Here is a 21,862-nt window from a genome sequence, read left to right as displayed (position 1 = left end):
ACGCATCTCGCGTACGCCATGACGTATTTGACAATGTATGCGCTGACGCCGGCGTCAGTCAAGCGCTTGGCCGCAGGCCGGCCAGCGCGGAATCCCCTATGCGCGCAGGATCAGCGGCCCCAGCGCAGCACCTGGGCGTCGAGGCCTCTGGCCAGCTCGATCAGCCCCGCGCGCGTCGCGGGATGCATGGCAGGAAGCGGATGGCGCGGTGCTTCGCACTCGATCACGCCGCCTTCCTTCATCAAGGCCTTGCATGCGAGCAGGCCGCATTGGCGGTTCTCGTAATTGATGAGCGGCAGCCAGCGCTGATAGAGATCGCAGGCCTGCTCCCGCCGGCCCGCGGCGTAGGCGTCGACGATCAGGCGGATGCCGTCGGGATAGCCCCCGCCGGTCATTGCGCCGGTGGCGCCCGCATCCAGGTCCGGGATCAGCGTGATGGCTTCCTCGCCGTCCCACGGACCTTCGATCGCATCGCCTCCGAGGCGGATCAACTCGCGCAGCTTGGACGCCGCGCCGGCCGTCTCGATCTTGAAGTAGGCCACGTGCTCGATGTCGGTCGCCATGCGTGCGAGGAAACCCGCGCTGAGCGGCGTGCCCGCGACCGGTGCATCCTGGATCATGATCGGGATCGTGATCGCGTCCGACACACGGGCGTAGAACTCGTGGATCTGCGGCTCGCCCACGCGGATCGTCGCGCCGTGGTAGGGCGGCATCACCATCACCATGGCCGCGCCCAGGTCCTGCGCCATGCGGCTGCGTTCCGCGCAGACGCGGCTGGAGAAGTGGGTGGTGGTGACGATCACCGGCACCCGACCGCCCACGTGCGTGAGGATCGTGCGTGTCAGCTGCTCGCGCTCGGCATCGGACAGGACGAACTGTTCGGAGAAGTTGGCGAGGATGCACAGCCCGTTCGAGCCGGCATCGATCATGAAGTCGACGCAGCGCTTCTGGCTCTCGAGGTCCAGCTCGCCAGCGTCCGTGAACGTGGTCGGAACGACGGGGAAGACACCCCTGTAGCGAGCTTTATTCATGTCGGTTGCTTAGTGCGAGTGAGGCGGGACTTCGGCGCCGCGGCAGCCGACGAGGAAGTCGAAATCGCAGCCTTCGTCGGCCTGCAGTACCCGGTCGACGTACAGCCCCCGGTAACCGCTGGCATCGCGAGGGTCGGGGCGCTGGGCCTCGCGCCAGGCCGCGAGGCGCAACGCCAGCTCGTCGTCGCTGATGGCCAGGTGCAGGCGCCCGGCAGCGCAGTCGAGTTCGATCAGGTCACCGTCCCGCACGATTGCCAGCGGCCCGCCGGCGCGCGCCTCGGGCGCGACGTGCAGCACGACGGTGCCGTACGCGGTGCCGCTCATGCGGGCGTCGGACAGGCGCACCATGTCGGTCACCCCCTGCGCCAGCAGCTTGGGCGGCAGGCCCATGTTGCCGACCTCGGCCATGCCCGGGTAGCCGCGCGGCCCGCAGTTCTTCATCACCAGCACCGAGTCGCGCGTGACATCGAGCTCGGGGTCGGCGATGCGCGCCTTGTAGTCATCCAGGTTCTCGAAGACCACGGCGCGGCCGCGGTGCTGCAGCAAGCTCTCGGTGGCCGCCGAGGGTTTCAGGACCGCGCCGCGCGGCGCCAGGTTGCCGCGCAGGATGCACATGCCGCCATCGGCGACCAGCGGCCTGTCGAGGGGCCGGATGACCTCGTCGTTGAGGATGGGCGCGTCCTTGACGTTGTCCCACAGGCTGCGCCCGTTGGCCGTGAGTGCCTCGGCGTGCGGCAGCAGGCCGGCTTCACCCAGGCGGCGCAGCACCGCGGGCAGGCCGCCCGCGTAGTAGAACTCCTCCATCAGGAAGCGGCCCGAGGGTTGCAGGTCGACCAGGGTCGGCGTACCGCGGCCGACGCGCGTCCAGTCTTCGAGTTCGAGCGGCACGCCGATGCGGCCGGCGATCGCCTTCAGGTGGATCACCGCGTTGGTCGAGCCGCCGATCGCCGCGATCGTGCGGATCGCGTTCTCGAATGCAGCGCGCGTGAGCAGCTTCGACAGCGTCAGGTCTTCGAGCACCATGTCGACGATGCGCATCCCGGACATGTGGGCCAGCACGTACCGCCGTGCATCGACCGAAGGGATGGCTGCGTTGTGCGGCAGCGTGACACCGAGTGCCTCGGCCGCGCAGGCCATCGTCGAGGCCGTGCCCATGGTGTTGCAGGTGCCGACCGACCGGGACATGCCCGCCTCCGCCGACAGGAAGTCGTGCAACGTGATCCTGCCGGCCTTGACCTGCTCCGACAGCTGCCAGACCGCCGTGCCCGATCCGATGTCACGCCCCTGATGCTTGCCGTTGAGCATCGGCCCGGTGCTGACCGCGATGGTCGGCACGTCGCAGCTGGCAGCGCCCATCAACAGGGCGGGCGTCGTCTTGTCGCAGCCGACCAGGAGCACGACACCGTCGATGGGGTTGCCGCGGATCGCCTCCTCCACGTCCATGCTGGCCAGGTTGCGCGTGAACATGGCGGTCGGCCGCAGATTCGACTCGCCGTTGCTGAACACCGGAAACTCCACCGGGAAGCCGCCGGCCTCCGACACGCCGCGCTTGACGTGCTCCGCCAGCTTGCGGAGATTCGAATTGCACGGGGTCAGCTCCGACCAGGTGTTGCAGATCCCGATGATGGGCTTGCCCTGAAACTCATGGTCCGGAATGCCCTGGCTCTTCATCCAGCTGCGGTACATGAAACCGTTTTTGTCGGCCGTACCGAACCAAGCGGCGGACCGGAGCTTTCGAGGCGGCAAAGTCATCGGGGATCAATCGGACGGAGTGAGGATGGGGAAGGCGACGGTTGCGCTGCCGGTCAAAGGTGCTGGAGCCGGTACCGCTCGAAGATGTCCAGCAGCTCCTGACTGGCGCGCTCGCGGTGCGCACGGTTGGCCTGGACCGCTCCCGCCGCATCCCCCTTGCACAGGAGATCGACGAGTTCCAGGTGCTCTCGGGTCGATGTCTCCAGCTTCGGCCGCAGGCGCAGGGAGAACATCAGCGCGCGGTGCGCCCGGTCGCGGTACTGCTGGATCGCCTCGACGAGCAGCCGGTTGCCGGCGGCCTCGATCAGGAACTTGTGGAAGTACTCGTCGGCTTGAGCCCAGGCATCGAGATTCTTGACCTTGAGCGCGCGCGCCATCTCGCGTGTCGCATCGACCAAGGGCTTCATCTCGGCCGGCGTCGGCTTGCGGCGCGCCACGAGCTCGACCGCGCACGATTCGAGGGCGGTCAGGACTTCGTAGATCTCCTTCATGTCCGTGGCCGACACGGGCAGCACCCTCATGCCGTGCCGCGGGACGATCTCGATCAGGCCTTCGTTCTGCAAACGTATCAACGCCTCGCGCAACGGCGTTCTGCTGATGCCGAGCTCGACGGCCAGGTCGCTTTCGAGCGCCTGCGCACCCGGAGGGTAGACGTTGTCGAGAATGCGGCGGCGTATCGTGTGGTACGCGCGGTCGACCAGCGAGGGGGCCGCAGCGCCCGGCGACGACTTCGGACGGGTGTTCGATGGTTCACCCGCATCCAGCAGCGACTTCGATAGTTCAACGGTAGTCATGTAGCACCAATCTGTTCGAGACGGCGCCGGACATGGCGCTGCCATGGTTGACAGAATAGCGTATGCGTCAGCGAACACGCTGTCAACGCGACTGTGTGGCAACAAAACTTCCAGCCTCCATCAGCAGAGCGGTCGACGCCTCGAATCCATCGCGCAGCGAGCGCGGCGGCGAGCGCTCATTCCTTGACCGACCCCGTCATGCCCGAAACGTAGTACTCGACGAAGAACGAATAGACGAAGGCCACCGGCAGCGAACCGAACAGCGCGCCCGCCATCAGCGAACCCCAGTGGTAGACGTCACCCTCGACGAGCTCGGTGACGACGCCGACCGGCAGGGTCTTGATCTCGCTCGAAGAGATGAACGTCAGTGCGTAGATGAATTCGTTCCACGACAGCGTGAAGGCGAAGATGCCGGCAGAGATCAGCCCCGGCACCGCCAGCGGCAGGATGATCTTGGACAGGATCTGCCAGCGCGTCGCACCGTCGATCAGCGCGCACTCTTCCAACTCGAAGGGGATCGAGCGGAAGTAGCCCATCAGCAGCCAGGTGCAGAACGGAATCAGGAAGGTGGGATAGGTCAGGATGAGTGCCAGCCGGGTGTCGAAGATGCCGAGGTTGTTGATCACCGAGGCCAGCGGAATGAACAGGATGGACGGCGGCACGAGGTAGGCGAGAAAGATCGCCAGGCCGGTCTGCTTCGAGCCGCTGAAACGCAGCCGCTCGATCGCATAGGCCGCCAACACGGACGCCGCAAGCGACACGAAGGTGGCCACGACCGAGACCAGCACCGTGTTCCACATCCACTGCGGGTACGAGGTCTCGAACAGCAGCTTCTTGACGTGCGCCAGCGTCGGTGCGGAGATCCAGAACGGATTGCCTTCGCGCGACAGCAGCTCGTTGTTCGGCTTGAACGCCGTGATCGCCATCCAGTAGAAGGGGAACAGCAGCGTGAAGATGAACGCGCCGAGCGGGAGGTAGACCTTGAAGATGCGCCGCGAGCGGCTCTCGAGGAACTCCATGCCGACCGAGTCTTCGGCCGCGGCCGCGCGCGCGACGGCGCTGCTGGCGCGGACGGACGAGGCCGCGGCCGTCGCGTTGGGGGCGCTGTTCGCGTTCATCGATCGGCTCCGCCTTGCTGCCATGCTCGGCGCTGGAGGCCGAAGTAGCTGAACATGATGGCCGCCAGGAGGAACGGCACCATTGCGATGGAGATGGCCGCGCCTTCGCCGAGCGCCCCGCCCGAGATCGCACGCTGGAACGACAGGGTCGCCATCAGGTGGGTCGCGTTCAGTGGCCCGCCGCGGGTCAACACGTAGATCAGCTGGAAGTCGGTGAAGGTGAAGAGCACCGAGAACGTCATCACCACGGCGATGATCGGCGTCAGCAGCGGCAAGGTGACGTGGCGGAACTGCTGCCACGGCGTCGCGCCATCGATCGCCGATGCCTCGTAGTACGACGGCGAGATCGTCTGCAAACCGGCCAGCAGCGTGATGGCGACGAACGGCACGCCGCGCCACACGTTGGCGGCGATGGTCGAGAAGCGCGCGTTCCACGGTTCACCGAGGAAATCGATGTACGTGTCGATCACACCGAGCTTCACCAGCACCCAGCTGATCACGGAGAACTGCGCGTCGTAGATCCACCAGAACGCCAGGGCCGAGAGCGCCGTCGGCACGATGTAGGGCAGCAGGATCACCGCCCGGAAGAACGTCTTCATCCTGAGGTTGCGGTTCAGCAGCAGCGCCAGCCAGAGGCCGAGCACGAACTTCAGGACGCTGGCGATCGTGGTGTAGAAGAGCGTGTTGAACAGCGCCAGCCGGGTCACGCTGTCGCCCCACAGGTAGCGGTAGTTCTCCAGCCCGACCCATTCGCCGGCGCGGCCGACCTTGGCGTCGGTGAAGCCGAGCCACGTACCCAGGCCGAGCGGATACGTCAGAAACACCAGCAGCAGGACCGCGGCCGGGAGCATGAATAAGAAGCCGAGGCCGTTGCGGCTGTCTTGGAGTTTCTGAAGCATGGGCTTTCGCACCGCAGGGGGTGGCTCGGGAGCGGTCGCTCAGACCTTGTAGTAGCGCTCGGCGCGCTTCTGCGCGCGCTCGGCGGCTTCCTTCGGGCTCTTCGAGCCGCTGGCGGCCTCGGCCACCATGTTCGGAATGATGAAGTCCGCCCCTGCCCCCGCCGAGGCGTAGCCGAGCCGCCCGGCGTATCCGGCCGGCCGCATGTTCTTCACGCAGTCGCGGTAGGCAGTGTTCTTCGGATCCGACGTCCAGATGGCGCTCTTCTCGTACGCCGCCAGCGGGTGGGCGACGTAGCCGTTGGAAGCCGTGAGCCAAGGATCGAACTGCTCCTCCTCCATCATGAAACGCAGGAACTCCTTGGCCGCCTGCGGGTACTTCGTGTACTTGAAGACCATCTGGTTGAAGAACAGGTGCGATTCGGTCGGCACCCCGATCGGCCCGATCGGGAACGCTGCGTGGTTGATGTCCGACGCCAGCTCCTTGACCTTGGCATCCTGCGAGTTCTTCGCCGTGTAGTAGATCGAGATGGCGTTGTTCGTGCAGCTGACCTGGCCGTCGAGGAAGGCCTTATTGTTGTTCGGATCGAGCCACGACAGCGTGCCGGGCACGAAGGTCGCGTAGAGCTCCTTCGCGTACTCCAGCGCCTTCAGCGTCTCCGGGCTGTCGATGATGACCTTGTTGTTCTTGTCGACGAGCTGGGCGCCGTGCGACCACATCAGCCAGTTCGTCCACAGGCTGTCGCCGGTCGCGTTGCCGAGCGCGTAGCCGCCCGGCGTCCCCTTCTCCTTCAAGGCCTTGTGAAGCGCGAGGAACCCCGCGGTGTCCTTCGGGAAAGCATCGAAGCCGGCCGCCTTCACATGGCTTTCGCGATAGACGAGCAGCGACCCCGAAGCGCCCAGGCCCAGCCCGAGCCAGCGCTTGCCGTCGGGCTTCAGGTACTGATGCACCGCCGGATACCAGCCGCCGTACTTCCTGCCCAGGTATTCGGCGACGTCCGTCATGTCCAGCAGCTTTTCGGGATACAGGTTCGCGTCGTCGTTGGTCGACAGCACGATGTCCGGGCCGGCCCCGGTGTTGGCCGCCACCGCGGCCTTCGGCCGGACGTCTTCCCAGCTCTCGTTGTCGACGCGCACTTCCACGCCCGTCTTCTCGGTAAACTTCTTGACGTTGGCCATGTAGGCGTCGATGTCGCCCTGCACGAAGCGGCTCCAGCGCAGCACCCGGAGCTTGGCGCCCTTTTCGGGCTTCAACGCCAGCGCCTGGGCGTGTACCGCCGGCGCCCAGATTGCGGCGGCACCGCCGCCGAGCGTCGCGGCAGCGGTGGCCGCGGAGCCTTCGAGAAATCGACGGCGGTTGATGGGCAACGTCATGGTGATGTCTCCTCTGCGGGTGAGTGAATCAGGCGACCAGCCGCTGCCCGGTGGCGGCATCGAACACGTGGGCGCGCTGCGCGTCGGGGCGCAGGTGGATCGTCGAACCCGGGGCGAGCTGGTGGCGTTCGCGGAACACCGCTGCCAGGTCGACGCCGTGGTGCCGGCAGGCCACGAAGGTGTCCATGCCGGTCGGCTCCGTGACCGCGACGACCGCGGCGATGGCGCCCGGGCTCTCGCCCACCAGCGCCAGGTGCTCGGGCCGCGTGCCGAGAATCACCGGCTGGCCGTCGGCGCCGCCGGCGTCCGGGGGCGCCGGCACCGCGATGCCCCCGGCCAGTTCGACCTGCACCTCGCCGCCATGGCGGCGCAAGGTGCCCGGCAGGAAATTCATGGCCGGCGAACCGATGAAGCCGGCGACGAACTGGTTGGCAGGATGGTCGTACAGGTCGAGCGGGCTGCCGGTCTGTTCGATGCGGCCGTCGCGCATGACGACGATCTGGTCGCCCATCGTCATCGCCTCGATCTGGTCGTGCGTCACGTAGATCGACGTGGTCTTCAGCCGCTGGTGCAGCTCCTTGATCTCGCTGCGCATCGCGACGCGCAGCTTGGCATCGAGGTTCGACAGCGGCTCGTCGAAGAGAAAGACCTGCGGGTCGCGGACGATCGCGCGTCCCATCGCGACGCGCTGCCGCTGGCCGCCCGACAGCTGGCGCGGATACCGGTCGAGCAGCGCGCCCAGCGCCAGGATCTCGGCCGCGCGCGCCACCTTCGCCTCGGCGACCTTCGGATCCACCTTGGCCAGCGAGAGCGAGAACGCCATGTTCTGCCGCACCGTCATGTGCGGATAGAGCGCGTAGTTCTGGAACACCATCGCGATGTCGCGCTCCTTCGGCGGCATCTGGTTCACGACCTTGCCGCCGATCAGGATGTCGCCTTCGCTGATGCTCTCGAGCCCCGCGATCATGCGCAGCAGCGTGCTCTTGCCGCAGCCCGAGGGACCGACCAGCACGGTGAACGAGCCGTCGGGGATCTCGATGCCCACGCCATGCAGCACCCCGACGCCGCCAAAGCGCTTCTTCACTGACGCGATCGAGACATTGGCCATCGCTACGTATTCCTTAGTGAACGCGGTGATGCTATCCCCGCTGCCCGCGATCGGCCTGCGGACATACCCCGTTTGATCTTCTAAAAGTTGTCTGATAACCTGACGAATCATGGAACCACTCACCCTTGCCCCCGTCGAGCGACTGTCCGATCGGCTTGCCGCATTGCTGGCCCAGCAGATCGAGGCCGGCCGCATGCGCCCGGGCGATCGGCTGCCCACCGAGGCCCAGCTGGCGAGCGAGCACGGCGTCTCGCGCTCGGTGGTCCGTGAGGCGGTGCACCAGGTGCGCTCGCAAGGCCTGCTCGTCTCGCGCCAAGGCTCGGGCATGTTCGTGGCCGCGCCGCCGCCGCGCGGCTTGACCTTCGACCCCAAGGTGCTCGAGTCGGTGGAGGCCGTACTGCAGGTGCTGGAGTTGCGGCGTGTGATCGAGGGCGAGATGTCGGCGCTCGCTGCAACGCGTGCGACACGCGCCGAGATCGCCGCGCTCAAGCGCGCGCTGAAGGCGATCGACACCGCCAACGAGAAGGGCGAGCTGGGATTGACCGAGGACTTCGAATTGCACCGTGCGATCGGCGCGGCGACGCACAACCCGCAGTTCGTGCGGCTGCTCGCTTTCATCGAGCAGTACCTGCTCGACGGGATGCGCGTCACCAAGTCGAACGAGGCGCGCCGCGAGGAGTGGGTGGAGCAGGTGCGCGGCGAGCACCGCGCCATCGTCGATGCGATCGCCGCGCGCGACCCGGAAGGCGCACGCCGCGCCGCCATTCGCCACCATCAACGTGGTGAGCAGCGGCTCAAGGAAGGTGGCGTGGCGGCGGAAGGGAAGAGCCGGCGCCGCGCGTCCGCAGGTTGAGCCGGCGCGCGGCCTCGTGCACGCGAGGCGGCGGCCACGGCCCCTCGTCGGCTGGTGGGATCCCTGCCATGGCAATGAAAACGGGTTAGGGCAACGTTGAACAAGCAGCGTGGTGCCGTCGGGCACTGTCAATCGACATCTAGAACTGACCCCCAGTTGATGACCAGTTGGTAGTCGATGCAGGTGCACCGTTTGCGCTTCGTGCGCAGCCGGTAGCTGTCGCCCCGGATGGTGGCGGCGTGGCTGTGGTGCAGCAGCCGGTCAAGGATGGCGGTGGCGACCACAGCATCGCCGAACACGCCGCCCCATTCGGCCACCGAGCGGTTGCCGATCACCAGCATCGAGCCGCGCTCGTAACGCCGGCTGACGAGCTGGAAAAACAGATGCGCCGCATTGGCCTCGAACGGCAGGTAGCGCCCAGCTCATCGACCACCAGCAGCTTGGGCTTGCTGAAGTGCAGCAGCTTGTCCTCCAGCCGGCCCTCGGCATGCGCGCCGGTGGTGCCGTGCACCCGGGCATCGGCGATCTCGCGCATCCAGCGCGCCAAGTGCGCGTGCAGCGCCTCCAGGTGCTCGAAGGCATGGCCGGCGCTGGCGTTGCGCTTGATGTAGCCCACGCCACGCTCGTCCTTGCCCTTGGTGCGCCCGGGTACGGCGCGCAGGCCCGCGGCGTGACGCCCCAGTGGCGGCAGAAGGCCTGGAAGCGTTCGTTGAACGTGACCGATCTGCAGTTGTTGGCCGGGCGCGGTCTCGTAGCGCACGGGGGCTCCGCCTGCGCGCGCAGCTCGCGCCGCAGCGGGACCACGGCGCGCTGCCTCTCGCTCCCCAGGCCTGTTGCGACCTGCGGAGCTTGGAACAACACCTCTTCCATGCGACCTCAACTTCGCACCGTGCGCGGGCTGACGCTGATGCCCAGCTCACGCGCCAGACCCGCACCACATCGGCGTTGCCGCGGTGGCGCTGCAGCCGCTCGGCCAGCCACGCCTGGTGAACTTGCAGCACACCGCACCGCGCAGCGACATCCTTGGGCCGCCAGCCGCCAAGCCGCAGGTCCTCGCGCACCGTGTTGCCGCTACAACCCAGCTCCCGGCTGATGCGCTTGGTTCCCATCCCAGCGCCGACAGCGCCAGCATTCCCTAGGTCAAACCCGATAACGCGCATACCCCAATGGCCGGGATGTATACAGGCAATAGATTCATGTATGAGTCCTCGACCCGGGAATTGCGGTCCTCGGGGCTCGCGCGCCTGCCGCCGCGTAGGCCAACAAGTTCCGACGCCCGTCTTTTCACCGGAGGAGCCCCATGCCCATACCACAGCGCTCTCATCGGACAGTTGCGCTCGCAGCGGTCACGCTCGCCCTGACGGCGACCAGCGCCGCCGATGCTCGCGTCACGAAGATCACCTTTCAGACCTCTACCAATGTGCCCAACTCAGGTCCAGTCGGACCCTATGTGGAGTGGAGGGGCGTAGCGGAAGGGGAGATAGACCCGTTCGATCGACGCAATGCGGTCATCACCGACATCGAACTCGCACCCCGCAATGCCAATGGCAAGGTGACCTACGCCACGCAGTTCACCTTACTCATGCCGGTCGACATGGGTAAGGCCGGCGGCATCTTGATGCAGCTCATACCGAACCGTGGCAACAACGCCAATCCGTACGGCACCGACCTGATCTTTGCGTACGGGCAGGTGCTCCTCAATGTCGCTTGGCAGGGCGACATTCCGATCACCGGGACAACAGGAAGTCTGGGCATCAACGTTCCCCGGGCGACAGGCGTGGTGGGCCCGGTCTGGGACCGCTTCATAGGCCCCAGCGGCCTGCAGGTGACCATCGACGACATCGCGACACGGCCGCTGGCCACGATGGACACGACGCAGGCGCGTTTGATCTCGTTCGCCAGCGAGTCGCCAGAAGGGGTGAAGGCCGATGTGGTTGAGATTCCGAGTGCCGACTTCGCCTTCGCAAGCTGCTCCGCTGCGAACCCCTTCCCTGGGACTCCAAGCGCCACGCAGCTTTGCATCCGAGGCGGCTTCGACAGCCAGCGCGGCTACGAACTCGTGCGCCTTGCCAAGGATCCCTACGTTCTCGGCGTAGGAGAGGCAGCGATGCGTGATGTCAGTTCATTTTTCCGTTACGCCGCTGCCGACGACTTCGGCACTGCGAACCCTGTCGCCGGCCGAATCCAACATGCGCTCAACTTCGGCAATTCGCAGTCAGGGCGTCTGGGAAAGCATTTCCTCAACAACGGCTTCAATGAAGACGACAGCGGCACGGTAGGCAGGATCGTCTTCGACGGCATGAACCCGAACATCGCCGGCATGATGGGGAGCTTCAATATCCGCTTCGCCATCCCCGGCGACATCGCCGAGATGTACGACCCGGGCGCGAACGGCACCTTGTGGTGGGAAGACTATGCCGACCCGGTGCGCGGCGGGCAGCCGTGGGGCTTTCTCACCCGCTGCCGCATGACCAACACGTGTCCAAAGATCATGGAGACCTACGGCGGTGCCGAAATGTGGTACAGCCATGGCAGCCCCGGCATCACAGGTACCCTCGGGTCGGAAGATCTTCCGCTGCCCGCCAACGTCCGGCGCTACTACCACGCGGGCACCGCCCACGGCGGCGGCACGCCGAGCTGGAATCTGGCCGCGCGCTCCACCAACCCCCTCAGGCACATCAACAACCCCAACGGCCAGAGAGAGACGAACCGTGCGCTCCACGTGGCGATGATCGAATGGGTGCGCAACGGGACCCTGCCTCCGCCCAGTGCATACCCCCGCGTGAGTGACGGTACGCTGGTCCCCGCGAATTCGGCAGCCTTGGGTTGGCCAGCCATCCCCGGCTCGCCGACGCCCGACGGGGTGATGAATCCGGTGCTCAACTACGACTATGGCCCTGGGTTCAGCAACAGCCTGGGCTCGGGCGTGATCAGCAAAGTACCGCCGCCGATCTTGGGAGTCATTGCTTCGCTGGCACCGAAGGTTGACGCCGACGGCAACGAGGTCGCAGGTCTCAGGTCGCTGCTCCATCGCATGCCGTTGAGCACATACACCGGCTGGAACCCGATTCAGAGCGGGCCGCTCGCCGGGCGCGAGCAGTCGCTCGCCGGCGGGTCCATCCCCTTCCCACGTACAGCGGCCGAGCGCCTTGCACTCGGCGACCCGCGCCTGTCCATCGTCGAGCGCTATGGTTCGCTGGGCAACTACCTTTTCCAGGCCAACAAAGTCGCCAAGAGCCTGGTCGCGCAGCGTCTTCTCCTGCCGTCCGACGCGACGATGCTGGTCAACACGATGAAAACGCAGATGACCAATGGCGGCGTGTTGCCCTTGCTCCCCTGAACGACGACAACCGGGTGCCGCTGTGCACTCGGACTACCAACTTTCTGGGTTTGAAGGAGAGGTTCCATGACACTGCAACGAATCAATCGCGTCCAGTCGGCCTTGTACATCGGGCTTTTCGCCGCGTCCGCCTCGACGTTCGCCCAGGCCAACCTGGTGAACAACGGCAGCTTCGAAAGCGGCAGCTTCGCCAGTTGGACCGAAGTCGGCAACAGCGCATTCAATGGCGTCCAGTGTCCCGGCGCTGGCGCGGTGCCTCAGGGCATCTGTGGTGCCTATTTCGGCCCCATTGGATCGTTGGGCGGGATTCAGCAGGCCATCGCGACGGTCCCCGGCGGACAGTACACGATCAGCTTCTCATTCCTCGGTGACGGGAGCGCGCCTGGCCAATTCATTGTGGACTTCGGCGGGGTGACGCTGTTGAGCCGGTCTGATGCGGCGGCGGCCACCGTTGGTTTCCAAGCCTTCGAATTCATCGCCACCGCTAACAGTTCAAGTTCGCTGCTCAGCTTCAACTTCCGCAATGATCTCGGCTTCATGGAGCTTGACAACGTGGCGGTGACCGCCGTCCCTGAACCAGGCACGTATGCACTGATGCTTGCCGGCGTGGGGGCGCTTCTGTACGCACGCAGACGCATCCGTCGTCACTGAGCCGAAGCGTGCACACGACCCTCGGGACGTGAGCCGATGTCTCGTGCCAGCTTGCGCGACGTGGGACTAAGATCGCGTTATGAGCCGAATGTCCGAGCGTCTGCGCGAGTCGATCGAGGCAGAGATCGCAACCGGAAAGCTGCCTCCCGGGACGAGGCTTGAAGAGATCGAGCTCGCAAAACGCTTTGGTGTCTCCCGTACGCCGGTGCGGGAGGCTTTGTCCCTGCTGCTCGGCGAGGGCTTCGTCGAATCCGGCGCACGGGGGATGGTCGTCACGCAGGTTTCGCCCACGCGCCTGATCGAGATGTTCGAGGTCATGGCCGAGCTCGAGGCGATGTGCGCGCGGTTGGCGGCGCGTCGCATGACGGACCAGGAGATTGCGGCCCTGGAATCCGCTCATGAGGAATGCCGAAAGGCAGCCGCAAGCCGTGATACGGACGCGTACTTCTACGCAAATGAACGCTTTCACTTCGCGATCTACGCAGGTTCGCATAACAGCTTCCTCGTTGAGGAAGCTGTCGCGCTTCAGCGCAGGCTGCGACCGTACCGCCGCCTGCAGTTGAGGGTACGCAACCGTGTCAACGGCTCTTTCGAAGAACACCAGGCCATCCTGGACGCACTGCGAGATGGCGACGCCGAGGCAGCTACCTTGCATTTGCGTGGTCACGTGCTGGTTCAGGGCGAGCGCTTTGCCGATCTCATCGCCAGCCTGGATCAGTTGACGGCGGGACCCGTCGCCTTGCCGTCGAATGGACCACCCTCTCAAGTAGCGGTCGCAGCAGCGGATGCACCGGCCACCCGTGTCAAGGCGGCCCGTCGAGCGTAGCTTCAGCGCGTGCGACGCATGAGTCCTGCCAAGTCACCTTCACGCCGTCAGCGTTGGCGATCAGGCCGCTGATCCTAGGCGTGCATCGCCTCGACATGATCGCTCACAACCCCGATGAACGCACGCAAGCGGTTCAGCCGGCGCAGGTCCCGGTGGTAGCCCATCCAGATCTCCCGGCTCGGAGGTTCGTCGGCCAACTGCAGCCGCCGCAGCCCCTGCACGTGGTTGCCGACCACCCGCGGCAACACGGCGATGCCGATGCCGCGCAGGCACATGCGTGCCTGCACATGGCGGTTGTTGGACGACAGCAGCGGCCATGCCTTGGGGAAGCTGGCCTTGAGCCACTCGATGTCGGGAAAGTGCCCCGTCGACGTGTCGTGCATGATGAGCCTGAACCCCGCGCCATCCCCCAGCACCGGGTCGGGCGATCCCTCCGCGATGTAGACCCCGTAGGGCAGGCGAACCAGCCGACGCTGCACCACGTCAGGCCCTTCGAAAGGCACGATCCGGAAGGCGATGTCCGCCTCGCGCTGCGCCAGATTGAACAGGCGCGTGCCTGTCAATATCTCGACGTCGACGTGCGGATATGACCTGCTGTAGTCCGCGATGATGGCTGGCAGCACATAGGCGCCGAACCAGTCGGCGCACGATATCCGCAACCGCCCCTGCAGCTTCTCTTCCCGGCCTTCCAGGCGGCGGGCCATTGCCAGCGCGCCCTCTTCCATCTGCTCGGCCAGCGCGATGATGCCGGCGCCTTCGTCGGTTGGCACGAGCCCGTCGGCGGTGCGCTGGAACAGCGTGTGGCCCACCGCCTGCTCGAGCGCACGCAGACGGCGCCCGATCGTCGGATGACTCAGCTGCAGGGACCGGGCTGCACCCCCCAGGGTGCCCGACCGGGCGACGGCGAGAAAGATGCGGATGTCGCTCCACTCCACGCGACGGCCCCTTCAATAGTGAACGGCGAGCGTACAGCACTGTCAGTTGGCGAACAGAGCTGAAGCTGGGACATTGGCTGCATCCCGGCGCCCCGCCGACCCTCCCACACCCGGGCTCGTCAGCCACTGGCGGCTGGCGCATGGCACCGGGCGGCACTGAAAGGATCCCATGAGCAAGACTTGGCTGATCACCGGCTGTTCAGCCGGACTGGGCAGCGCACTGGCCAATGCCGTCGCCGCGCGCGGCGACCGGCTGGTGGCCACGGCGCGCCGCGCCTCGGCATTGCAGCCTCTGTGCGACCGCCACCCCGACACGGTCAGGGCGGTGTCGCTCGACGTGACACGACCCGGTGATGCGCAGAGGGCGGTGGCCATGGCCGAGCAGGCCTTTGGCGGCCTGGACGTGCTGGTGAACAACGCGGGCACGGGCTTCATCGGCGCCATCGAAGAAGGCGAACCTGACGAGTACCGGCCCCTCTTCGACACCAACGTCTTCGGTCTGATCGAGACCACACGCGCCGCCTTGCCTGCCTTGCGCCGGCGCAGGGGCGCCCGCATCGTCAACCTGTCGTCCAGCGCCGGCATTGCCGGATCCGCCGGCTCCGGCTTCTACAACGCGACCAAGTTTGCGGTGGAGGGGCTTTCGGAAGCGCTGGCCGAGGAGCTGGCACCGCTGGGCGTGCGGGTGCTCATCGTTGAGCCGGGCCCCTTTCGCACCGACTTCCTGGGCCGGTCGATGGCCTCGGCCGCGCGCAGGATCGCTGCGTATGCCGAGACGGCGCACGCACGACACCTCTACCGTGAGCGCAACGATGGCCGGCAGGCGGGCGATCCGGCCAAGGCCGTCGCCGTGATGTTGCGGGCCATCGACGCCGAGCACCCACCCCTGCACCTGCCCCTGGGCCCTGCGGCCCACCGGGCCGCGACGCGCAAACTCGATGCATTCCGAGCCGACATCGCCGCCTGGCGCGACCTTTCGATCGCCACCGATTTCGAGCACGGTCGCTGAGGATGCCCATGTCTGCGCAACTCTCAGCACGATCAGACGCTTCCACCTCCCAGCAGCGCCGATGGCTCGCCTTCGCGGTCTTGCTGGTGGGCGCGTTCCTGCCACCGCTGGACTTCTTCATCGTCAACGTGGCGCTGCCGTCCATCCGCGGCAGCCTTCACACCAGTGCCGCCGAACTGCAGCTCGTGATCTCCGGCTACGCCGCTGCCTACGCGGTGTTCCTGATCACCGGCGGCCGGCTCGGCGACCTCTTCGGGCGACGACGGGTCTTCCTGCTCGGCCTCAGCGGCTTCGGGGCGACGTCCCTGATGTGCGGGCTGGCGCCGTCGCCGCAGGTCTTGATCATCGGTCGGGTGCTGCAAGGCCTGAGCGCCGCCGCCATGGCGCCGCAGGGCCTGGCATCAATCCATGCCTTGTTCCCGCTGCACGAGCGGTCACGCGCCCTGGGCATCTACGGCGCGACGATCGGCTTGGCCGCGGTGGTCGCGCAAGCCCTGGGCGGTGCGTTGATCGCCGCGAACATCCTGGACTTGGCGTGGCGCGTCATCTTTCTGGTGAACCTGCCCATCGTTGCGGTGGTGCTGGCCGGCGGGCTGCCCCTGTTGCCCGATGCACGCGCGGACAGCCCGGCGCCGATCGATCGCATCGGCGTGCTGCTGTGCGCTTGCACGCTCGGCTTTCTGATCGCGCCGCTGGTGGAGGGCCGCGAGCGCGGATGGCCGTGGTGGGCGTGTGCCATGCTGGTCGCTGCCCCCCTCGTCGGCATGCACTTCTGGCGCCATGAGCAGGCCTATGCGCGCCAGGGCGGTGTGCCGCTCGTCAGCGTCGACCTGATGCGCGTGCGGGGGCTGAGGGCCGGCTTGGCAAGCGTGCTCTGCTTCTACGTGGTGTCCGCCTTCTTCCTGGTCTTTTCCGTCTACCTGCAATCGGCGCTGGGCATCGACGCCCTGGCGACGGGCCTGGTCTTCCTGCCGTTCGGCCTCGGGTTCTTCATCGGCCCGCTGACCACGCCGTGGGCCACGCGCATGTTCGGCCGCTGGGTGACTGCGATCGGCATGTGGCTCGAAGTCGCCGGCTGCGTGCTTCTGGCGGCGCTGGTGTGGCACACACCCGCCAGGATGCCCGACCTGTCCGCCGTCACGGTCGCCGTCGGCTTGCTGGGCTTCGGCCAGGGCTGGGCCTTGCCGACGCTGGTGCGATCCGTCATCGACCGTGCCCCGCCGGGTGAATCCGGCATGATCTCTGGCGTCACCAACTCCGCGCTGCAAGTCAGCGCGTCGCTGGGCGTCGCGGTCATCGGGGGTGTCTTCTTCAGCGTCGCGGGACCCTCACCAAGCCCGGCCGCCATGGCCGAGGCCTTGGGTGCGGCCATGCTGTGCATCGCTGCCAGCCTCGCAGGCGCAGCCGTGCTGTCCATCGTCGCGTCTCAACGATGAACGGGCGCGTCGCGAGGCAGCGCCGGTCGGTGAGTCGGTGATTACGATGACCGGATGTGAAAGGCCGGCAGACGGCAGCGGCCTGGGCCGGAAGAAGGCACCAGTCGATTCGCGCTGCGCCGCGTGTGCCGTCAGCCGGTGCGCGGCGAGCGACGATCTCTTCGCAAAATCACCCAGACGACGCGTTTCAATCCAGCCATGACAAACATCGACCTGTCCTCGCTTTACCGCCGCTATATCGACTGCCTGAACGCCCGCGATCTCGACCGCCTCGAAGACTTCGTACATTCCGACGTCCACTACAACGGAAGACGCATCGGCCTGTCCGGCTACCGCGCCATGCTGCAAGGCAACTACCGCGACATACCGGACCTGCGCTTTCATATCCAGCTGCTGGTTGCAGACGCCGCGACGGTGGCGAGCCGGCTCAATTTCGATTGCCGGCCGGTGGGCCGCTTTCTTGACATGGATGTGAACGGACGGCGAGTGTCGTTCAGCGAGCATGTGCTCTATGAGTTCGAGGATTTGCGCATTCGCACCGTCTGGTCGCTGATCGACAAAGCCGCCATCGCCCACCAGCTGGCGTCGACCGCCTGAGCGTGACCGCCTTCGCCACGACCTTGTCGACGCCAGCAGTACCGATTCGGGGCCGCGCCAACTCGCGCACGCCGAGCACCACGCGGAGTGTGCTCTGCCGGTTGACGCGCCAACTGTTCCCCAGACGCGCCGGCAGTGCCGAAAAACGAAAAACGGGCTAACCGCCTTCGCAGTCAACCCGTTGATTCCGAACATCTCTTCTGGTCGGGGCGACACGATTCGAACGTGCGACCTACTGCTCCCAAAGCAGCCGCGCTACCAAGCTGCGCTACGCCCCGACTGACCGCGCATTGTAGCCTGCGGCAACGCTCACTCCCCCACGCTCACCGTGGGTGATGGCAGCTGCAGCTGGCGTGCCACGGCAATGCACTGCTGAATGTGCTGCTCGCACACGTAGCGCAGCGTCGCGAAGGTCAGTGCGGCCGAGACGGCCTGGCCCGCGAGCGGGACGTACTTGGCCGCCTGCTGCGCCGTCAGGCGCACGCCCACCATCTTCAGCAGCCTGATCACCAGCTCGCGCGTCACGAGCTTGCCGACCACCATGCCGCCGCCTGCCGAGAGCACCTTGTAGACGACCACCTGCCGGTCGGGCGCCAGCCGCTCGATCTGCTCCGGCGTCAGGCCGAAGATCTGGTTGATGTCGGGCAGCAGCTTGACCAGCATGCCCACGTCGGTCACCCAGTCGAGGCCGGGGATCGGCAGCGTGGCGACGCCCGCCGCCATCGCTGCGCGCTTGTTGACGAGCCGGCGCGCGGCGCGCGCCGCAGTCTCGAGCTGCTGCGGCGTGGTCGGGACGGCGACCCACGCGTTCATGTCGTTGTGCGTCATCGCTCGACCTCCTGGAAACGATCATGCGGATCGCACGGATCACGGGGGGCTGGGGGCATCAGGCATTCTCCACTTTGACGAGCGGCGGGCGGATGTTCTCGCGCCGCGCCGGCAGCATCGGGTTGTCCTCGCGGGCGGCGTTCAGGATGATGGACGTCGAGGTCTCGGTCAGCAGGCAGAAGCGGGTGACGACCGCATCGAGGTGCGCCACGTCGATCACTGCGATCTGCAGGATCCAGCTGTCCTCGCCCGTCACGTTGTAGGCATCGATGACTTCCGGCGTCTCCTGGATGAGCTGGACCACCCGCGCGTACTCGGCCCGCCCGACGCGGATCACGGCGCGGATGCCGTAGCCCAGCGCGCCGACGTTGACCTTCGCCCGGTAGCCGGTGATCACGCCCGATGCCTCGAGCTTGCGCACCCGCTCGCTCACGGCCGGCTGCGACAGGTGCACACGCCGGCCCAGCTCCGCCATCGTGAGCCGGGCATCGGCCTGGAGTTCGGCCAGGATGCGGGTGTCGTACGCGTCGAGGTCGGAAGACATCTTCAAAGCCTAGCACGCACAAGACGATGATTTGCAAGGCGTTGCAACGTGAAGACGTTGAACCGCCTCTCGAAACCCGCGGCGCGGCCTTCTAACATCGACGCCCATGACGACCGCCGCAAGCTCCTCCCCGGCGCCGGGCGCAACGCTCTCGCCGCTGATCCTCGCCTGCCTGGCCGCGACCTGGCTGGTCTGGGGCTCGACCTACCTCGCGATCAAGTTCGCGCTGGTGAGCTTCCCGCCCTTTTTCCAGATGGGCACGCGGTTCCTCGCCGCAGGCGGGCTGCTGCTGGCGTGGATGCGCTGGCGCGGCGCGCCCCTGCCCTCGCGCCGCCAGTGGGGCCACGCGCTGGTGGTGGGCACGCTGATGCTGGGCGGCGGCATGGGCGGCACCGCGTATGCCGAGCTGACGGTGGGTTCCGGCCTCGTGGTGGCCTTCATCGCCGTGGTGCCGCTGATGATCGCGCTGGTCAATCTGGGCTTCGGCGTCAGGCCGCGCACGCTGGAAGCCGCGGGCATCGCGGTCGGGCTGGCCGGCGTGCTGATGCTCACGCAGGGCCGGGGCTTCCAGGCCTCGCCGGCCGGCCTCGCGGCCATCACGATCGCCTGCGTGACCTGGTCGGTCGGCAGCGTGCTGAGCCAGCGCAGCCTGCCGCTGGCCCCCGGCGCCATGGGCTTCGCCAGTGAGATGCTGTGCGGCGGCGCGGTGCTGATGGCGCTGTCTTGGCTGACCGCCGAGACGCCCCGATGGCCGCCCACGCCGCAGGCCGCGGCGGCCTGGCTGTACCTCGTCGTCGCCGGCTCGCTGATCGCCTTCAATGCCTACATGGTGCTGCTGGCGCGTGCACCCGCGGGGCTGGCCTCCAGCTACACCTTCGTCAACCCGGTGATCGCGATGCTGCTGGGCGTGGCGATCGGCGGCGAGACCGTCACCGGCTACGAATGGGGCGCGGTGTCGGTCGTGCTCGCGGGCGTGGTGCTGCTGATGTGCAGGCCGCGCGCGCGCTGACGGCGGGCGCGGCTACCGGCGCGCGCGCGCCGCCTCGCGGATGGCGGTCAGCGTGCTGCGCGTGGTGCTGACGTCGGCGTCCAGCTTCACGTGCAGCAGCGTCGGCCGGCCGCTGTCGAGGGCGGCCTGGAACGCCGGCTCGAACTGCGCGGTGCGGTCGATGCGCTCGGCCCGCCAGCCATAGGCCTGGGCCAGCGCGGCGAAGTCGGGGTTGAAGAGGTCGCTGCCGCTCACGCGGCCCGGGTAGTCGCGCTCCTGGTGCATGCGGATCGTGCCGTAGGTGCCGTTGTCCACCACCACGCTGACCAGCCGCGCCGCGCCGTAGCCGGTGGCCGTGGCGAGTTCCTGTCCGGTCATCAGGAAATCGCCGTCGCCCGCGATGTTGACCACGGTGCGCTGCGGCTGCAGCAGCGATGCCGCCACGGCCGCGGGCACGCCGTAGCCCATCGCGCCCGCGGTGGGCGCGAGCTGCGTGCGGCCGTGGTGCTGCAGCCCGAAGTAGCGCACGTAGCGGTGCAGCCAGCCGGCGTAGTTGCCGGCGCCGTTGGTGTAGACCGTGTCCGCGGGCGCCAGCCGCTGGATGGTCTTCATCACCTGCGCCATGTCCATCGGCACCACTTCGGGCGCCGCATGGTTGGCCTCGTAGTCGGCGTGGGCCGCGGCCGTCCAGCCGGCCCAGCGCGCCGTGCCGGCGGGCGCGGCCAGCGTCTCCAGTGCCTTGCCGGCGTTGGACATCGCGCTCTGCAGCATCAGGTCCGCCGCATAGACGCGGCCCAGTTCCTCCGCGCCGGCGTGCATGTGCACCAGCTTCTGGCGGGGCCGCGGCACCTCGAGCAGCGTGTAGCCGCTCGTCGTCATCTCGCCCAGCCGCACGCCGACGGCCAGCACCAGGTCGGCCTCCCGCACGCGCTGCGCGAGCTGGGGGTTGATCGCGATGCCCACGTCGCCCGCGTAGAGCGGGTGCCGGTTGTCGAAGGTGTCCTGGAAGCGGAAGCCGCAGCCGACGGGCAGCTGCCAGTTCTCGGCGAAGCGCTGCAGCGCCATCGCGCTCTCCGGCGTCCAGCCGCTGCCGCCGGCGATGACCAGCGGGCGCTCGGCCGCCGCGAGCATCGCACGCAGGCCGCGCAGCGCACCGGGGGCGGGCCAGGCCGTCGCGGGCTCGATGCGCGGCAGCACCGGCGCCGCGGTCGGGGCGGCCAGCATGTCCTCGGGCAGCACCAGCACCACCGGGCCCGGCCGGCCCTGCAGCGCGGTGTGGAAGGCCCGCGCCACGTACTCGGGGATGCGGCCGGGGTCGTGCACCTCGCCCACCCACTTCGCCATCCCCAGCGTGCCGGGGCCGAAGACCTGGCGGTAGTCCAGCTCCTGGAAGGCCTCGCGGTCGCGCTGGTCGCTGGCCACCTGGCCGACGAACAGCACCATCGGCGTCGAGTCCTGGAAGGCCGTGTGCACGCCGATGCTGGCGTTGGTCGCGCCCGGCCCGCGGGTGACGAAGCAGATGCCCGGGCGCCCCGTCAGCTTGCCCTGCGCATCGGCCATGAAGGCCGCGCCCCCTTCGTGGCGGCACGCGATGAAGCGGATGCGCTCCCGGTGCTCGTGGAAGCCGTCGAGCACCGCGAGGTAGCTCTCGCCCGGCACGCCGAAGGCGGTATCGACACCTTGCGCAATGAGCGCCTCGACCAGGGCATGGCCCGCGGGACGTGTGTTCATGCGGGCCAGTTTATGCGGGCTCCCCCCAAAGAGCGCCCCTGTCCGGGCTCC

At 67.3% G+C, this 21,862-nt stretch carries 20 protein-coding genes, 1 tRNA gene and 1 pseudogene; 8 read left to right on the top strand and 14 right to left on the bottom strand.

The annotated features are described in order from the left end of the window. Positions 1 to 110: 110 nt before the first annotated feature. The 7 genes from V4F39_RS17430 to V4F39_RS17400 form a co-directional block, all read right to left on the bottom strand. On the bottom strand, positions 111 to 1,031 hold the full coding sequence (locus tag V4F39_RS17430) for a dihydrodipicolinate synthase family protein (RefSeq protein ID WP_332291000.1): 921 nt from the start codon (positions 1,029 to 1,031) through the stop codon (positions 111 to 113). 9 nt (positions 1,032 to 1,040) lie between these two features. Next, positions 1,041 to 2,783: an IlvD/Edd family dehydratase gene (locus tag V4F39_RS17425; RefSeq protein WP_332290999.1), complete on the bottom strand. Its 1,743-nt coding sequence runs from the start codon at positions 2,781 to 2,783 to the stop codon at positions 1,041 to 1,043. A gap of 53 nt (positions 2,784 to 2,836) precedes the next feature. After that, a complete protein-coding gene (locus V4F39_RS17420) occupies positions 2,837 to 3,577 on the bottom strand; it encodes a GntR family transcriptional regulator (protein WP_332290998.1) in 741 nt (246 codons plus the stop codon). Positions 3,578 to 3,753: 176 nt separating this feature from the next. Next, positions 3,754 to 4,596, bottom strand: a complete 843-nt coding sequence (locus V4F39_RS17415) for a carbohydrate ABC transporter permease (protein WP_332291551.1) — start codon at positions 4,594 to 4,596, stop codon at positions 3,754 to 3,756. A gap of 95 nt (positions 4,597 to 4,691) precedes the next feature. After that, positions 4,692 to 5,594, bottom strand: coding sequence for a carbohydrate ABC transporter permease (locus V4F39_RS17410; protein WP_332290997.1), 903 nt, complete (start codon positions 5,592 to 5,594; stop codon positions 4,692 to 4,694). A gap of 39 nt (positions 5,595 to 5,633) precedes the next feature. After that, on the bottom strand, positions 5,634 to 6,965 hold the full coding sequence (locus tag V4F39_RS17405) for an ABC transporter substrate-binding protein (RefSeq protein WP_332290996.1): 1,332 nt from the start codon (positions 6,963 to 6,965) through the stop codon (positions 5,634 to 5,636). Between the two features lie 28 nt (positions 6,966 to 6,993). Further along, on the bottom strand, positions 6,994 to 8,073 hold the full coding sequence (locus tag V4F39_RS17400) for an ABC transporter ATP-binding protein (RefSeq protein WP_332290995.1): 1,080 nt from the start codon (positions 8,071 to 8,073) through the stop codon (positions 6,994 to 6,996). Between the two features lie 109 nt (positions 8,074 to 8,182). Between V4F39_RS17400 and V4F39_RS17395 the strand changes: the two genes are divergently transcribed. Next, positions 8,183 to 8,926, top strand: coding sequence for a FadR/GntR family transcriptional regulator (locus V4F39_RS17395; RefSeq protein ID WP_332290994.1), 744 nt, complete (start codon positions 8,183 to 8,185; stop codon positions 8,924 to 8,926). Positions 8,927 to 9,054: 128 nt separating this feature from the next. Here V4F39_RS17395 and V4F39_RS17390 read toward each other — a convergent pair whose 3' ends face one another. Together V4F39_RS17390 and V4F39_RS17385 are read right to left on the bottom strand one after the other, a co-directional pair. Beyond that, on the bottom strand, positions 9,055 to 9,309 hold the full coding sequence (locus V4F39_RS17390; protein WP_332291549.1) for an ATP-binding protein: 255 nt from the start codon (positions 9,307 to 9,309) through the stop codon (positions 9,055 to 9,057). 80 nt (positions 9,310 to 9,389) lie between these two features. Next, positions 9,390 to 9,652: pseudogene (locus V4F39_RS17385) on the bottom strand (IS21 family transposase); the annotation flags it as partial. Positions 9,653 to 10,226: 574 nt separating this feature from the next. Here V4F39_RS17385 and V4F39_RS17380 point away from each other — a divergent pair. The 3 genes from V4F39_RS17380 (at position 10,227) to V4F39_RS17370 (ending at position 13,743) form a co-directional block, all read left to right on the top strand. After that, complete coding sequence (locus tag V4F39_RS17380) at positions 10,227 to 12,266, top strand: alpha/beta hydrolase domain-containing protein (RefSeq protein ID WP_332290993.1); 2,040 nt, start codon at positions 10,227 to 10,229, stop codon at positions 12,264 to 12,266. 66 nt (positions 12,267 to 12,332) lie between these two features. Beyond that, positions 12,333 to 12,917, top strand: a complete 585-nt coding sequence (locus V4F39_RS17375) for a PEP-CTERM sorting domain-containing protein (protein WP_332290992.1) — start codon at positions 12,333 to 12,335, stop codon at positions 12,915 to 12,917. A gap of 79 nt (positions 12,918 to 12,996) precedes the next feature. Further along, positions 12,997 to 13,743, top strand: a complete 747-nt coding sequence (locus V4F39_RS17370) for a GntR family transcriptional regulator (RefSeq protein ID WP_332290991.1) — start codon at positions 12,997 to 12,999, stop codon at positions 13,741 to 13,743. Positions 13,744 to 13,817: 74 nt separating this feature from the next. Here V4F39_RS17370 and V4F39_RS17365 read toward each other — a convergent pair whose 3' ends face one another. Beyond that, a complete protein-coding gene (locus V4F39_RS17365; RefSeq protein WP_332290990.1) occupies positions 13,818 to 14,678 on the bottom strand; it encodes a LysR family transcriptional regulator in 861 nt (286 codons plus the stop codon). 169 nt (positions 14,679 to 14,847) lie between these two features. Here V4F39_RS17365 and V4F39_RS17360 point away from each other — a divergent pair, with 169 nt between their 5' ends. The 3 genes from V4F39_RS17360 to V4F39_RS17350 all read left to right on the top strand — a co-directional run bounded on the left by V4F39_RS17360 (position 14,848) and on the right by V4F39_RS17350 (position 17,720). Beyond that, positions 14,848 to 15,687: an oxidoreductase gene (locus V4F39_RS17360; protein ID WP_332290989.1), complete on the top strand. Its 840-nt coding sequence runs from the start codon at positions 14,848 to 14,850 to the stop codon at positions 15,685 to 15,687. Positions 15,688 to 15,689: 2 nt separating this feature from the next. Further along, positions 15,690 to 17,123, top strand: a complete 1,434-nt coding sequence (locus tag V4F39_RS17355) for an MFS transporter (RefSeq protein WP_332290988.1) — start codon at positions 15,690 to 15,692, stop codon at positions 17,121 to 17,123. A gap of 198 nt (positions 17,124 to 17,321) precedes the next feature. Then, a complete protein-coding gene (locus tag V4F39_RS17350; protein WP_332290987.1) occupies positions 17,322 to 17,720 on the top strand; it encodes an ester cyclase in 399 nt (132 codons plus the stop codon). A 201-nt stretch (positions 17,721 to 17,921) separates the two neighbouring features. Here the strand turns inward: V4F39_RS17350 and V4F39_RS17345 are convergent. The 3 genes from V4F39_RS17345 to V4F39_RS17335 all read right to left on the bottom strand — a co-directional run bounded on the left by V4F39_RS17345 (position 17,922) and on the right by V4F39_RS17335 (position 19,092). Then, positions 17,922 to 17,998, bottom strand: a tRNA-Pro gene (locus V4F39_RS17345). Between the two features lie 31 nt (positions 17,999 to 18,029). Beyond that, on the bottom strand, positions 18,030 to 18,548 hold the full coding sequence (locus tag V4F39_RS17340; RefSeq protein ID WP_332290986.1) for a hypothetical protein: 519 nt from the start codon (positions 18,546 to 18,548) through the stop codon (positions 18,030 to 18,032). A 58-nt stretch (positions 18,549 to 18,606) separates the two neighbouring features. Then, on the bottom strand, positions 18,607 to 19,092 hold the full coding sequence (locus tag V4F39_RS17335; RefSeq protein ID WP_332290985.1) for an Lrp/AsnC family transcriptional regulator: 486 nt from the start codon (positions 19,090 to 19,092) through the stop codon (positions 18,607 to 18,609). A 106-nt stretch (positions 19,093 to 19,198) separates the two neighbouring features. Between V4F39_RS17335 and V4F39_RS17330 the strand changes: the two genes are divergently transcribed. Then, a complete protein-coding gene (locus V4F39_RS17330; RefSeq protein WP_332290984.1) occupies positions 19,199 to 20,101 on the top strand; it encodes an EamA family transporter in 903 nt (300 codons plus the stop codon). 12 nt (positions 20,102 to 20,113) lie between these two features. On the opposite strand, the gene V4F39_RS17325 is transcribed toward V4F39_RS17330, so the two are convergent. Continuing rightward, positions 20,114 to 21,811 (bottom strand): thiamine pyrophosphate-binding protein, encoded by a 1,698-nt coding sequence (locus tag V4F39_RS17325; protein WP_332290983.1) that lies wholly within the window; start codon positions 21,809 to 21,811, stop codon positions 20,114 to 20,116. Positions 21,812 to 21,862: the final 51 nt, after the last annotated feature.

This window comes from Aquincola agrisoli (assembly GCF_036621135.1).
Classification (GTDB): Bacteria; Pseudomonadota; Gammaproteobacteria; order Burkholderiales; family Burkholderiaceae_C; genus Aquincola; species Aquincola agrisoli.
Note: the sequence above shows the minus strand (reverse complement) of the source record. Positions and strands in the feature narration are given on the sequence as shown.

What these genes read in the sequence shown, in the direction of transcription:
- V4F39_RS17410 (WP_332290997.1), bottom strand. Translation starts at nt 5,594, where the DNA reads ATGCTTCAGAAACTCCAAGACAGCCGCAACGGCCTCGGCTTCTTATTC.
- V4F39_RS17370 (WP_332290991.1), top strand. Translation starts at nt 12,997, where the DNA reads ATGAGCCGAATGTCCGAGCGTCTGCGCGAGTCGATCGAGGCAGAGATC.
- V4F39_RS17380 (WP_332290993.1), top strand. Translation starts at nt 10,227, where the DNA reads ATGCCCATACCACAGCGCTCTCATCGGACAGTTGCGCTCGCAGCGGTC.
- V4F39_RS17350 (WP_332290987.1), top strand. Translation starts at nt 17,322, where the DNA reads ATGACAAACATCGACCTGTCCTCGCTTTACCGCCGCTATATCGACTGC.
- V4F39_RS17400 (WP_332290995.1), bottom strand. Translation starts at nt 8,073, where the DNA reads ATGGCCAATGTCTCGATCGCGTCAGTGAAGAAGCGCTTTGGCGGCGTC.
- V4F39_RS17405 (WP_332290996.1), bottom strand. Translation starts at nt 6,965, where the DNA reads ATGACGTTGCCCATCAACCGCCGTCGATTTCTCGAAGGCTCCGCGGCC.
- V4F39_RS17360 (WP_332290989.1), top strand. Translation starts at nt 14,848, where the DNA reads ATGAGCAAGACTTGGCTGATCACCGGCTGTTCAGCCGGACTGGGCAGC.
- V4F39_RS17325 (WP_332290983.1), bottom strand. Translation starts at nt 21,811, where the DNA reads ATGAACACACGTCCCGCGGGCCATGCCCTGGTCGAGGCGCTCATTGCG.
- V4F39_RS17330 (WP_332290984.1), top strand. Translation starts at nt 19,199, where the DNA reads ATGACGACCGCCGCAAGCTCCTCCCCGGCGCCGGGCGCAACGCTCTCG.
- V4F39_RS17340 (WP_332290986.1), bottom strand. Translation starts at nt 18,548, where the DNA reads ATGACGCACAACGACATGAACGCGTGGGTCGCCGTCCCGACCACGCCG.
- V4F39_RS17430 (WP_332291000.1), bottom strand. Translation starts at nt 1,031, where the DNA reads ATGAATAAAGCTCGCTACAGGGGTGTCTTCCCCGTCGTTCCGACCACG.
- V4F39_RS17425 (WP_332290999.1), bottom strand. Translation starts at nt 2,783, where the DNA reads ATGACTTTGCCGCCTCGAAAGCTCCGGTCCGCCGCTTGGTTCGGTACG.
- V4F39_RS17375 (WP_332290992.1), top strand. Translation starts at nt 12,333, where the DNA reads ATGACACTGCAACGAATCAATCGCGTCCAGTCGGCCTTGTACATCGGG.
- V4F39_RS17415 (WP_332291551.1), bottom strand. Translation starts at nt 4,596, where the DNA reads ATGGAGTTCCTCGAGAGCCGCTCGCGGCGCATCTTCAAGGTCTACCTC.
- V4F39_RS17335 (WP_332290985.1), bottom strand. Translation starts at nt 19,092, where the DNA reads ATGTCTTCCGACCTCGACGCGTACGACACCCGCATCCTGGCCGAACTC.
- V4F39_RS17395 (WP_332290994.1), top strand. Translation starts at nt 8,183, where the DNA reads ATGGAACCACTCACCCTTGCCCCCGTCGAGCGACTGTCCGATCGGCTT.
- V4F39_RS17355 (WP_332290988.1), top strand. Translation starts at nt 15,690, where the DNA reads ATGCCCATGTCTGCGCAACTCTCAGCACGATCAGACGCTTCCACCTCC.
- V4F39_RS17420 (WP_332290998.1), bottom strand. Translation starts at nt 3,577, where the DNA reads ATGACTACCGTTGAACTATCGAAGTCGCTGCTGGATGCGGGTGAACCA.